Source organism: Actinokineospora pegani, assembly GCF_009745975.1.
In the GTDB taxonomy this organism is placed as follows: Bacteria; Actinomycetota; Actinomycetes; order Mycobacteriales; family Pseudonocardiaceae; genus Actinokineospora; species Actinokineospora pegani.
Genome location: NZ_WHOL01000017.1, coordinates 16,581 through 28,247, shown reverse-complemented (window position 1 = coordinate 28,247; position 11,667 = coordinate 16,581). Strand labels below are relative to the sequence as shown.

Below are 11,667 nucleotides of genomic sequence, written 5' to 3'. Positions count from 1 at the left end.
ACGTCATGCAGGCGGCGGAGGTTTCCCCATGGCAGTGATCGAGATCGAGAACGTGACCAAGACTTTCAAGTCACGAGGGCGCCAAACGGTGGCCAACGACGATGTCAGTCTGCGGGTCAACGAAGGCGAGGTGTTCGGTCTCTTCGGCCACAACGGCGCGGGGAAGACGACAATCGTCAACCAACTCCTCGGCCTTCTGAAGCCGGACAAGGGCTCACTCGTCATCGCGGGCGAGGACATCGTGAAGAATCCCAACCGGGGTCGTTACCTGTGCTCGGTGCAGCCGCAGGCGAAGACGCCGTTGAGCGAGTTGACGCCGCGCGCGGTCACCCGCGTCATGGGCAAGCTGCGCGGGGTCAGCGACGAGACCGTGGAGAAGCGCACGAACGAGCTGTTCGAGCGGCTGGACATCATGCAGTGGGCCGACGTGCCGGGCAAGGAGCTCTCCGGCGGCGTCACGCGCCTGACGGGCTTCTGCATGGCGGCGATCTGCCCCGGCCGGGCGGTCGTCCTCGACGAGCCGACCAACGACGTCGACCCGGTTCGGCGGCGGTACCTGTGGAACGCCATCCGCGACCTGACCCGCGACGGCACGGCGGTCGTGCTGGTGACCCACAGCATCCGCGAGGCGGAGTCCACCGTCGACGAGGTCGCCGTGCTGGACCGGGGCAAGGTGCTGCTGCAGGGCAACGCCAGCAAGATCAAGGCCGAGGCGATCGGCAACCGGATGAAGCTCGAGGCCGTCGCCAGGGCGGGCGCGGGCGAGATCGTCAGCCCCGACTGGGCGGAGAGCATGAAGATCGCCGAGGCCGAGCTCACGCTCACCTTCGACCGCGGCCTGGCGGCCAGGGCGCTGGAGTGGGCCTCGGACCAGCACGAGAACCGCACCATCGGCGCGTACGCGCTCACCGAGATCACCCTCGAAGACCTCTACATCGACCTCGTCGGCAAGGCGGAGGAGACCGAAGATGCCCTCCACTAGGCAACTGCAGCACGTCATCGAGCTGCAGGTCCGCAAGCAGGCCAGCTACCTGGTCGTCTTCACGCTGATCATGATCCTGATCGCGCTCGGCGTGTCCATCGGCTTCTCCTACCTGATCCCGTCGCCGGACAAGAGCTCCATGCTCTACCTGGCGACCGGCGCCCCGACGATGGTCCTGATCTTCACCGCGCTCGTCACGGTGCCCATGCAGAACGCGGGCGCGCGGATGCAGGGCTACATCGACTTCGTCAAGTCGCTCCCGGTCAGCCGCAAGACGTTCCTGATCGCCGACGTCGGCATCTGGGCGGCGATCACGGTCCCCGCGATCGTGATGTCGGTGTTCATCGCGCACCTCATCTTCGAGCCCGGCTACGCCATCTCGTGGACGATCGTGCCCGGGTTCCTGCTGATGGTGCTGTCCTGCTTCGGGATCGGCTACGGCTACTCGTTCGTCATGCAGGCCGAGCTGGCGATGGCGCTGTCGCAGTTGATCGCCTTCACCGCGCTGATGTTCTCGCCGATCAACTTCCCGATCGAGCGGCTGCCGGGGTGGCTGCAGACCGTGCACGAGGTGCTGCCGATCTACCACATGGCCGAGGTCATGCGGGCCTCGCTGGCGCACACCACGTTCACGGCGTCGCCGTGGAGCTACGCCATCCTGGCGGTGTGGTCGGTGCTCGGCTTCCTCGGCGCGATCCGGTTCCTGGAGAGGGCCTGATCAGTCCAAAATGGACATCTCAGACGTGTTCTGACCCATCGCGGGTCCCGCGCGGCGGGGCCCGCGATCGGTCGTGCCACCAGCAGCAGGGAGTAGCAGGATGAAGATCGCTGGAGCCAACGTCCTCCTGACGGGGGCCGCGGGCGGCATCGGCCAGGTGCTCGCGCGCAGGCTGACCGACGCGGGCGCGGACCTGATCGTCACCAGCCGCGACAGCGACGCGCTGCGCTCGCTGGCCGCGGACCTGGGCGCGCGCTGCGTGCCCGCCGACCTCGCCGACCCGCACGACCTCACCGCCCTCGCCGAGCGCTGCGGCGACGTGGACATCGTGGTCGCCAACGCCGCCAAACCCGCCAGCGGCGACCTGTTCGACTACACCCCCGACGAGGTCGACCGGGCGCTGACGGTGAACCTGCGCTCCTCGGTGATGCTCGCCAGGCTGCTCGCGCCCGCCATGGTCGAGGCGGGCCGGGGCCACCTCGCGTTCATCGGCTCGGTGGCGGGCATGCTCGCCACCCCGCACTCCTCGCTCTACTCCGCGACCAAGTTCGGCCTCCGCGGCTTCGCCCACGCCCTCCGCCAAGACCTCCACCCCTCCGGCGTCGGCGTCTCCCTGGTCCAACCCGGCATCGTCGGCGACGCGGGCATGTTCGAGAAGACCGGCGTCCCCGTGCCCAAGGGCATGCGCACGGTCACCGCTGGCCAGGTGGCCGACGCGGTGGTCAACTCCATCGAGGAGAACCGCGCCGAGGTCAACGTCGCCCCGGCCGAGATCAAGGTCCTGTGCGCCCTGGCGCTCCAGTTCCCCTCCGCCGCCGCGTGGATCCAGCGGCAGCAGCCACCGGACAACACCACCCAGCAGATCGCCGAGGCGCAGCGCGCCCTGCGCTAGCCCGCGCTCTGCTCCGGGGGCTCGCCCCGAGCCCCCGGAGCACTGGACGGGCGGTTAGTTTTAAAGTACTTTGAAGGTATGCCTGCTACCGCCTCCGAGATCAACTTCAGCGATCTGTCGAATAAGCCTGCCGATTCGGTGCGCAAGCTGCAGGAGTCACCGAACCAGACCCTTCTCGTGCACCGCCGGGGTGACGAGGAGGACTTGGTGCTCACGACGGTCAGCCGAGCGGAAGAGGTGCGGGAGGTCGTGTCGACCACCACCACTCTCTTCATCGCGCTGATGCAGCAGCACGCCGACGTCCGCGAGCTCGTCACCGACGTGATGCCCAGGGCCTTCCCGTGGGTGCGCTTCCTGCCCCGCGAAGACATGCAGGCCTTCGCCGTCGAGCTGGTCGAGACGCTTGAGGCCGCGAACTCCCTCGGCACGCCCGCGCCGGTCACGCGACTGATCACCGAGTGGCAGCACACGGCCGAGGTCCACGCCGATCCGCGACTGCTCGACATCCTGCGCCAGAGCGGCGAGGACCTGGGTGACGTGCCCGCCCCTGGAGCAGTCACCGCGTGAGCCCGAAGCGGAACGACCCGGTCGCGCCACCGACCACCGGCGAGGAGTGGCGCGTCAAGTACAGCAAGAACGACGCGGTCGACGGGTGGGCTGAACTCGAGAACCGGGCGGCGAACAACTTGCGTGCCGCATGGGAGATCATGCGGCACGACCCCGGTCCGGGGCTGGGTAAGCCGACTTCCCGTCACCACCCGCTCAGGGGCGGTTTGGCGACCGGCACCCAGGGCGGGCGGTCGCTGCCGCGCTGGCAGCTCGAGGTCACCAGCGGAGATCGCGTCTGGTACCTGCTCGACGTCGAGAAGCGCACGGTGTGGGTCGAGTACGCCGGGCCACACCCGAAAGCGACTGACTGACGGCTGTCCGGCCCCGCACACCCCGCCGTGATCGACTACTGCGCGGGCATCGGGTCGAGCAGCTCGCGCCCGATCGCGGCGGTGACCGCCTCACGCTGCTCGTCGAGGTAGAAGTGGCCGCCAGGGAATACCCGGACCCGGCAGGGGCCCTCGGTCAGCTCCGCCCAGCGCCCGACCCGGGACGTGGGCGCGCGCCGGTCGGAGTCGCCGACCAGCACGGTGATCGGGAAGTGGGCGGGCGGGCCGGGCTCGTGCCGGTACCTGTCGACCAGTCGCAGGTCGTTGCGGATGTAGGGGAGCACCAGCGGGCGCAGTTGGGGGTCGGTCAGCGCTTCGAGCCCGGCGCCGCCGAGTTCGCGCAGGTTCGCCACCAACACCTCGTCGTCGGGGTCCCACAGGGGTGGCTGGTCGTGCACGGTGTGCGGGGGCAGCGACCCGGAGACGACCAGGCGGCGCACTCCCGGCAGCGACCTGGCCACCTCGTAGGCGAGCAGCGCGCCCATGCTGTGCCCGAACAGCGCCAGGTCCTTGCCGTCGGCGGGCAGGGCGGCCACGACGGCGCGGGCGATCGCGGCCGGGTCCGGCTCGAGCGGCTCGGGGAACCGGTCGGCGCGGCCCGGGTACTGCACCGCGTGCATCTCGATCCCGTCGCCCAGCGCGGCGGGCCACTGGTGGTAGGCCGAGGCGGAGCCGCCCGCGTGCGGGAAGCAGACCAACCGCACGGCCGCGTCCGGTCGCGGCGCGAAGCACCGCAACCAGGCCGTCACGAGCCCATCGCCCGGATCAGGCTGGCGGGCCGCATGTCCGTCCAGTGCTGCTCGATGTGCTCGAGGCAGGCCGCGCGGGTGTCCTCGCCGTGGGTGGTCGTCCACCCGGCGGGCACCTCGGCGAAGGCGGGCCAGAGCGAGTGCTGGCCCTCGTCGTTGACCAGCACCAGGTACCGGCCCTCGGGGTCGTCGAACGGGTTGGTCATCACGCGTCCTCTCGTCCGTCAGGAGGATATCCGCGGGAACGGTCGCGGGCAGCCCCTATCGGCCGGCTTGTTGATCACCGAGAAGGCCGATGGTGGGTTAATCCGCCCCATTGCCGGAATTTGTGGGGTTCTAGCAGGTCAATGCGTGTAACGCGGGCGTGGACGCGGGTGATGCAGCCGGTATGGGCGATGAGTTGTGGGGGACCGAGGTCCAGCGCGCGGAGCTGTCCCGCGCGGTGTTCGAGGGCCTGGGCTGGGACCGCTTCGTGCCGCACGTGGCGGTCGAGGTCCTCGGTGTCGTCGTCCTGCTCGGGGCGCCGACGAGGGACCAGGTCGGCCGCTTGGTGGGGCGCTCGTCCGACGCCGCCGCGGGGTTGGCCGCCCCGGCGTGGGAGTCGTGGGAGGCGGGGGACGCGGGCCTGCGGTGGCTGGCTGACCTGCGCCGCGATGTGGACCGGTACGCGCGGGCGCTGGGCGTCGCCGCGCCGGACAGCGTCGCTGGGACATTGGACTACCTGGTGGCGTGCTCGCTGCTCGTGGAGCGCGACGGCCGGTTCCGGCTCAACCCCGGCGCCCGGCTGCCCGCCGAGGTGCTGCCGCTGTCGCGGGCGCGGGTCGCCGAGGAGGACGCGGGCCGCTGGCTCGACCTGTACCGCCCGGTGGTCCGGCGGCTGGCCGGGCTGTTCGGCGCGACCGGCGACGACCCGCTGGACGAGGTGCGGATGACGCTGCACGGGCTCGCCGACATCCTCGAGTTGGACGTGGAGACGGTCCGGGCGGCGGTGGTGATCCTGGGCGACCAGCCGGACTTCACCGTCCTGGACGAGGTCGAGTGCGCCTGGCCGCACGACGAGGTGCGCATCCGGGTGAACGGCCCGGCCCGGCTCAACCCGCTGGAACCCACCTGATAGTCCACTGAGGATTTACTCCGAACGGCCCCATGGCCGCCTTTTTGTCACCGGTGGCGCGCCGTTCTCGCGGTGGCTGACAACTGCCCGCCCGGGGCGCGGGCGGACCGCGCCCGGTGTCGCACCCCGGGGGCCGCGGCGCTGGACATCGCCCGCCACGACCGCCACCATGTGCCTTCGGGTGCGGCGCGCGCCCCGACCGGGTTCGGCCAGGGCGGGGGCGCGGATCGCCCGCGACGCTCCGCGGGCGCGATTCGACCCTGGCGCCGACCGGGCCGGACGAGCGGCTGCCCGCCACGCAAGTCATGATCATCCACGGGGTGCGAACCCCTGTGAGCTTGGTGAACTCGGAAGGAGTCCCATCGTGAAGGTCGAGATCCACGAGGACAGGTGCATCGGCGCGGGCCAGTGCGTGGCCGTCGCGGGCGGGGTGTTCACCCAGCGCGACAGCGACGGCATCGTGGAGCTGCTGCGCGCCGACGTGCCCGCGGGTGGCGAGGAGGACGTCAAGGAGGCCGAGCTGGTCTGTCCGGCGGGCGCCATCAGCATCGCCGACTGACCGACGCCGCGACAGGGGGCGCCCACCGGGGGACCGGTGGGCGCCCCCTGTCCGTTTCGCGCCGGAAACCCGATCGCACAACGACACGCGCCGTGCTCAGTGTCCAATGTGGACTTAATGGGCGGACGGCGCCGCCGCGCGGGCGGAAACTGGCACGCCGGAGGTGGGCGTCGGCCGGTATTTGTCACTATCGGGGATAGCACCCGGGCGGTGGTCCGGACCATGCTCGGAACGCCGGTCTTGTCGATGGAGCCGAGGGGGCGTCAATGAGCCTGGACAGCGCCGACGGCGGGGACCGCGCGGTATCGCCCTCGCGGGGGCGGTCCCGGGCCCTGGCGGTCCTGGTGCTGCTCGGGGTCGCCGCCGCCGGGGCGGTCGCTGTCGGTCTCGCGGTGCGGGGCGCCCAGCCCCCGCTGCCCGGCCTGCCCGACCCCGGCGAGGCCGTGCGCGTCGGGCTGCCCGCCGTGCGCGTGGCGGCCGAGGTGCTCGCCGTGCTGGTGCTCGGCGCCCTGGTCGCCGCGGTGGTGCTGGTCCCCGACCCGGACGACCGCGGGCGGGCCGCGCGCTGGGCCGGGCGGCTGTCGGGGTGCTGGGCGCTGCTGGCCCTGGCGATGGTGCTGCTGACGGTCTCGGACTCGATGAGCATGCCGCCGCACGAGGTGCTCACCGCCGGGCACCTGTTCCCCGGCATCGGGATGTTCACCGCGGCCACCGCGTGGCTGGTCGTCGCGCACGCAGCCGCGCTGGTCTGGCTGTGGGAGAAGTTCGCCGTGCCCGCGGTCGGCCTGCTGTGCGCCTCGGTCATCGGCGTGGCCCCGGTCGCGCTGACCGGGCACTCCTCGGCGGGCGGCGACCACGACTGGGCCACCGACAGCCTCATGGCGCACGTCCTCGCCGCGGCCGTGTGGGTCGGCGGGCTGGTGGCCGTGCTCGTCGTCGCCGGGGCGCGCAGGCACTACGCCGTGCGCGCGATCCGGCTCTACTCGGCGATCGCGCTGGCCTGCTGGCTGGTGATCGCCGCGACCGGCGTGGTCAACGCCTTCCTGCGCGTGCGGCCCACCGACCTGTGGACCACCGACTACGGCGCGCTGCTGCTGGCCAAGACGGCCGCGATCCTGGTCCTGGGCGCCTTGGGCTACCTGCACCGGGTGCGCACCATCCCGAGGGTGGAGGCGGGCAGGTTCAGCGGCTTCCTGCGCGTCGGCGCGGTCGAGGTGCTGCTGATGCTGGTGACGGTCGGCATCGCCGTGGGCCTGGCCCGCTCGCCGGGCCCCGGCGCGGAACCCGGGCCGGGGTCGACCACCCGGTCGCTGCTCGGGTACGGGCTGCCCGACCGGCCGTCGATGGAGCGGATGCTGACCCAGTGGCGGCCGGACCTCGTCTTCGGCACGCTCGCCGTGGTCGCCGCCGTCTGGTACCTGGCCGCGTTGCGCGGCCGGGCGTCGTGGCCGGTCGAGCGCACCCTGTCCTGGCTGGCGGGCTGCCTGGTCCTCGGCGCCGCGACCAGCTCCGGGCTCGGCAAGTACGAGCCCGCCGTGCTCAGCGCGCACCTGGTGCTGCAGGTGCTCGTCGGCGTCGTGGCCCCGATCCTGCTGGCGCGGGGGCGGCCGCTGGCGCTGGCGCGCGTCGAGCCCGCCGGGTGGCCCCGGCTGTGGGTGGCCGCCGCGGTGTTCGCCGTCCCGCCCGCGCTGCTCTACGTCCTCGGCCTCTACGACGGGGTGGCGGGCCAGCACTGGGCGCGCCTGCTGTTGCTGGCGTGGTCGCTGGCCGCCGGGCTCGTGCTGTTCTCCGCGCCCGTGCCCCGGCGGGCGCCGGTGATGCTGGTGTCCGCGGTGTACCTGGCCACCGGGCTGGCGCTGCTGGCCAGGGAGGCGGTGCTGGGGCAGGCGTTCTTCGCCGAGCTCGAACTCGGCTGGCGCCACGACGGCGCGGGCATCCAGAGCGCGGCGGGTTGGGTCGCGGTGACCGCCGCGGTGGTCGTCGCGGTGTACGCGGGCAGCCTGGGCGCCAGGCGCGATCCCGAGCCGGAATCGGATTAGGGACGCGGGTTCGCCCTCCCCCGCTATTTTGTGCGGTGGTGAGAATTCTCCGCACTGTCCATGGTGGATTTATGACAATAACGGTCCTCGGTTTCTGCTGAGGGCGCGTTCTTGCAGGTCGGAGCGGTGTGCAAATCGCCAACCAGAACCTGGGCGGTGGTGACAAAACCAGGTCTTCTGTGAGGTCCGCGTTGCGTAGTGGCCGCCTGCTCTGCTATCAATTGGCGCATCCTTGTGACGACCGACACCGCTGAGACGACACCCGGGGGAGGACTGATGGGCAAGCTGGGATCGACCGAGCGGGCCGCGCGTGCGCGCCGCGACCACCCCTCGGCCGCCTGCCCCGGGCGCGGTGTGGGACGCCGAGAGGGCGCTGGACGCCGCTAAGTCGACACCGGTCCACGTGTGCCACTTCCGTGCCGAACAGGCGGGAAGTCTATTTGGCGTCGCGCCGCAACTCGAAATTCCACGCGTATGCGCTGATGCGCTCCGCGATCGAATTAAGTGGTTTAAGATCTGACGTCGGTGGATACGCCTGCGCGGCCGGAAGTTGTCACATCCGGACAAGAAGCTCGGTGATCCAAACAGTGTTTTTGCGCGCTGGTCGCGCCGCTCAAACCGGTCTCTGGATGCTGTGGGTATTTCTTGCGCGGTCGGTCAAAAGCTGTTGCCAAGATTGTTCGTTGGCGTAAGAACCCGCAGGTGGGAGCACTTGCAAGCACTTCGGCGCCACCGAGACATGGGGAGGCTTTCGACCCCTCGGCGATGTCTGCTCCTGCTAATCGGACCAGACATGAAGTGGGTGTGGTGACAAGTTCTGAGTTAATGCCCGCGAAATGCGCCCCAGTCCTTGCGGCGAGTTGTGGGCCTGGTTAGTCTCATGGCACGGCGATCGTCGGAGGAAACCGCAGGGTTTCAGCCATCGGAATGCTCGCCTCACTCTCGGCTAAGCGGATCATTCCGCTTTGTCTCGTATCGATGTTGATACTTACGCAAGGAAGGATGACCGTGACCCCTCGTAAGGTTTCCAAGAAGGTTGCCTCGGGTGTCGCCGTTACTGGTGCGGCTGCCCTGGTCGCCACCGGTTTGCTGCTGGGCTCCGGTTCCAGCTCCGCGGTGCCCGTCTCGCTGACCTTGGACTACACCTGCCCGTTCCCGCTCATCGGCAACCAGGACATCAAGGCGGTCATCACCTCTGACCTGCCCGCGTCCGTCGGTATCGGCGAGCAGACCGGCAAGATCGCCATCAAGGCGGTCACCACCGTTTCCGAGACCGCGACCCAGGGCCTGACCCTGGTCGGCGCGAAGACCATTGAGGGCACCGCCCTCGCGGCCTCCACCGTCGCGGCCCCCGGCATCACCCTCCCGGTGAACGTGCCGGTCGTGGTCGACAAGACCGACGTCCCCGCCTCCGGCGCGTTCGACGTCATCGCCACCGGCGAGGCCCCCTCGCTGAGCTTCAACCAGCCTGGCGAGGCCAAGATCACCGTTGGTGACCTGGTGCTGACCCTGACCCCGAAGACCGCCGACGGCTCCGAGACGGGCCTTGGCACCTTCGAGTCCGCTTGCACCGCCAAGCCGGGCCAGGACAACCTGCTCCACACCTTCACCATCGGCGGTGACACCCCGACGACGGTGCCGACGACCCCGCCGCCGACCTCGACGACGCCGCCGACGACCCCGCCGACGACGCCGCCGACCACCCCGCCGACGACGCCTCCCACGACGCCGCCGACGACCCCGCCCACCACGCCGCCGACCACGCCGCCGACCACCCCGCCGAGCAACGGCGTGAAGGTCGACTACGCGATCAAGGGCAACACCAACCTGTCGAAGCTGGGCGGCCCCGTCCCGCTGAACGGCACCTTCAACGCGACCGCCGACCTGGCGGCCGGCAAGTACGTCGGTGACCTGAAGATCGACCCGACCAAGGGCTCGTTCAAGGTGTTCGGCTTCCTGCCGAGCGACGCCAACATCAAGGTCGTCCCGGTGGGCCAGCCCTCCGGCACGGTCAAGACCGGCGCCATCACCTTCGACGGCCAGATCAACGTCGTGCTGGACCGCCTCACCCTGTTCGGTATCCCGATCAGCGAGGGCGACACCTGCCGCACCACCGCCCCCTCCGCGCTGAAGCTGGCCTCCACCGGCAACTTCGACGTCCTCAAGGGCGGTCAGATCAAGGGCAACTACACCCTGTCCAGCCTTGACGGCTGTGGCTTCCTGACCCCGATCATCTCGCTGCTGGCGCAGGGCTCGGGCAACACCATCGACCTGACCCTGACCGCCAAGACCGGCACCAGCGCTGGCCGCTGACACCAGTCTGGTCAGCTAGTCGATAGCTGAACTGGCACCAACGAGAAGCCCCCCGGCACCCAGTGCCGGGGGGCTTCTCGCTGTCTGTGGACCCGGTTCAGGACTTGGCGAACGCGGTCAGCCGGTCGACGACGTCGGCCGGGGCGGGCAGCGCGGCGATGTCCTCGGCCAGTGCCTTCACCGCCGCGGCGACACCCTCGTCGGACAGCAGGGCTCGCGCGGTCTCGGTGATCGTCGCGGCGGTGACCTGCTCGCCCGTGAGCTGCCTGCCCGCGCCGGACGAGCACACCGCGTCCGCGTTGACGAACTGGTCGGCGCCCTGCGGCAGGAACAGTTGCGGCACGCCCGCCGCCGCCGCGCCCAGGCTGGTCCCCGAGCCGCCGTGGTGCACCACCAGGTCGACGTGCGGCAGCAGGTCTGCCTGCGGCACCCACGCCCGGACCGTCACCGACGGCGGGGGGTCACCCAGCTCGGCGGGATCGATCGTCGGACCCGCGGCCACCAGCACCCGCGCGCCGGTCGCGGCCAGGCCCTCGATCGCGGTGCGCAGCACGCCCGCGTGCCCGAACGCCGTGCCCAGCGTCAGGTAGACCAGCGGCCGCTCGTGCGCGACCACCCAGTCGGGCAGGTCGCCGGGCTCGGCGAAGGCCACCGGTCGCAGCGGCACCCGGTTCGCCCGGCCCACGAACGACGGGAGCTGGATCGAGGGCGGGTAGATGTCGAGGTAGGGCGTGGTCTCGAGGACGTCCTGGACGTCGGAGCCCGAGTCGGGGCCCATCAGGTCGACCACGGTGGTGGCGAACGAGTCGCGGAAGGCCGCGCCCATGCTCGTGTCGTCCTCCGGGTCGGGAGCGCGGCCGAAGCTGTGGCAGACCTGCGGCACCCCGGCGGCCTTCGCGGCCAGCCCGGCGCCGAACGCCGCGGCCTCCCAGACCACCAGGTCGGGCCGCGGGCCGCCGCTCAGGTGCGCCAGCAGGCCCTGGTGGAAGCGCCGGACCAGGAAGTCGGTGAAGACCGCGCGGGACAGCCTCATCCTGGCCTCCGGGTCTTGCCCGCGCGCGGCCTTCGGGTCGGTCGGCGCGCCCATCCGCGCGCTGACCTGCTGGAACGCCTCGGGGATGGACACGCCGACGTCGAGCACGTCGAGGCCGAGCCTGGTCAGGGTCGGGTGGAAGGCGGCGGCGGTGGCGAAGGTGACGCGATGGCCCTTCTCGCGGGCCGCGATCGCCAGGGGCAGCACGGGGTACAGGTGGCCGTGCGAGGGCAGGGAGGAGAAGAGGAGATCCACAGTGGGCAATGTAGGCACCCGGGAGTGCTCACCGCACGTGAGTTTCCTGTCACTGACCGATAAGTCGGAAAGTTC

12 protein-coding genes are annotated in these 11,667 nt (G+C 70.8%); 9 read left to right on the top strand and 3 right to left on the bottom strand.

What is annotated here, in order from left to right; translation table 11 throughout:
* The first annotated feature begins 28 nt into the window (after positions 1-28).
* The 5 genes from GCL84_RS00695 (at position 29) to GCL84_RS00675 (ending at position 3,512) form a co-directional block, all read left to right on the top strand.
* Positions 29-982, top strand: coding sequence for an ABC transporter ATP-binding protein (locus GCL84_RS00695; protein WP_156753350.1), 954 nt, complete (start codon positions 29-31; stop codon positions 980-982).
* Complete coding sequence (locus GCL84_RS00690; RefSeq protein ID WP_156753349.1) at positions 969-1,700, top strand: ABC transporter permease; 732 nt, start codon at positions 969-971, stop codon at positions 1,698-1,700. The genes GCL84_RS00695 and GCL84_RS00690 overlap by 14 nt, the downstream gene beginning before the upstream one ends.
* A 100-nt stretch (positions 1,701-1,800) precedes the next feature.
* Positions 1,801-2,592: an SDR family NAD(P)-dependent oxidoreductase gene (locus GCL84_RS00685; RefSeq protein ID WP_156753348.1), complete on the top strand. Its 792-nt coding sequence runs from the start codon at positions 1,801-1,803 to the stop codon at positions 2,590-2,592.
* Between the two features lie 78 nt (positions 2,593-2,670).
* Entirely contained in the window at positions 2,671-3,159 is a 489-nt protein-coding gene (locus GCL84_RS00680) for a hypothetical protein (protein WP_156753347.1), read from the top strand.
* On the top strand, positions 3,156-3,512 hold the full coding sequence (locus tag GCL84_RS00675; RefSeq protein WP_156753346.1) for a hypothetical protein: 357 nt from the start codon (positions 3,156-3,158) through the stop codon (positions 3,510-3,512). The genes GCL84_RS00680 and GCL84_RS00675 overlap by 4 nt, the downstream gene beginning before the upstream one ends.
* A gap of 35 nt (positions 3,513-3,547) precedes the next feature.
* Here the strand turns inward: GCL84_RS00675 and GCL84_RS00670 are convergent, their stop codons facing one another.
* A complete protein-coding gene (locus GCL84_RS00670; RefSeq protein WP_156753345.1) occupies positions 3,548-4,279 on the bottom strand; it encodes a thioesterase II family protein in 732 nt (243 codons plus the stop codon).
* Positions 4,276-4,485, bottom strand: coding sequence for an MbtH family protein (locus GCL84_RS00665; RefSeq protein WP_156753344.1), 210 nt, complete (start codon positions 4,483-4,485; stop codon positions 4,276-4,278). The genes GCL84_RS00670 and GCL84_RS00665 overlap by 4 nt, the downstream gene beginning before the upstream one ends.
* 182 nt (positions 4,486-4,667) lie before the next feature.
* On the opposite strand from GCL84_RS00665, the gene GCL84_RS00660 reads away from it, so the two are divergent.
* The 4 genes from GCL84_RS00660 to GCL84_RS29055 all read left to right on the top strand — a co-directional run bounded on the left by GCL84_RS00660 (position 4,668) and on the right by GCL84_RS29055 (position 10,304).
* Positions 4,668-5,393: a DUF6042 family protein gene (locus GCL84_RS00660; protein ID WP_156753343.1), complete on the top strand. Its 726-nt coding sequence runs from the start codon at positions 4,668-4,670 to the stop codon at positions 5,391-5,393.
* A gap of 364 nt (positions 5,394-5,757) precedes the next feature.
* On the top strand, positions 5,758-5,952 hold the full coding sequence (locus tag GCL84_RS00655; RefSeq protein WP_156753342.1) for a ferredoxin: 195 nt from the start codon (positions 5,758-5,760) through the stop codon (positions 5,950-5,952).
* A 266-nt stretch (positions 5,953-6,218) separates the two neighbouring features.
* Positions 6,219-7,991: a CopD family protein gene (locus tag GCL84_RS00650; protein ID WP_156753341.1), complete on the top strand. Its 1,773-nt coding sequence runs from the start codon at positions 6,219-6,221 to the stop codon at positions 7,989-7,991.
* Positions 7,992-8,999: 1,008 nt separating this feature from the next.
* Positions 9,000-10,304: a DUF6801 domain-containing protein gene (locus tag GCL84_RS29055; RefSeq protein WP_235925903.1), complete on the top strand. Its 1,305-nt coding sequence runs from the start codon at positions 9,000-9,002 to the stop codon at positions 10,302-10,304.
* 97 nt (positions 10,305-10,401) lie between these two features.
* Here GCL84_RS29055 and GCL84_RS00635 read toward each other — a convergent pair whose 3' ends face one another.
* A complete protein-coding gene (locus tag GCL84_RS00635; protein WP_156753338.1) occupies positions 10,402-11,592 on the bottom strand; it encodes a glycosyltransferase in 1,191 nt (396 codons plus the stop codon).
* Positions 11,593-11,667 lie beyond the last annotated feature (75 nt).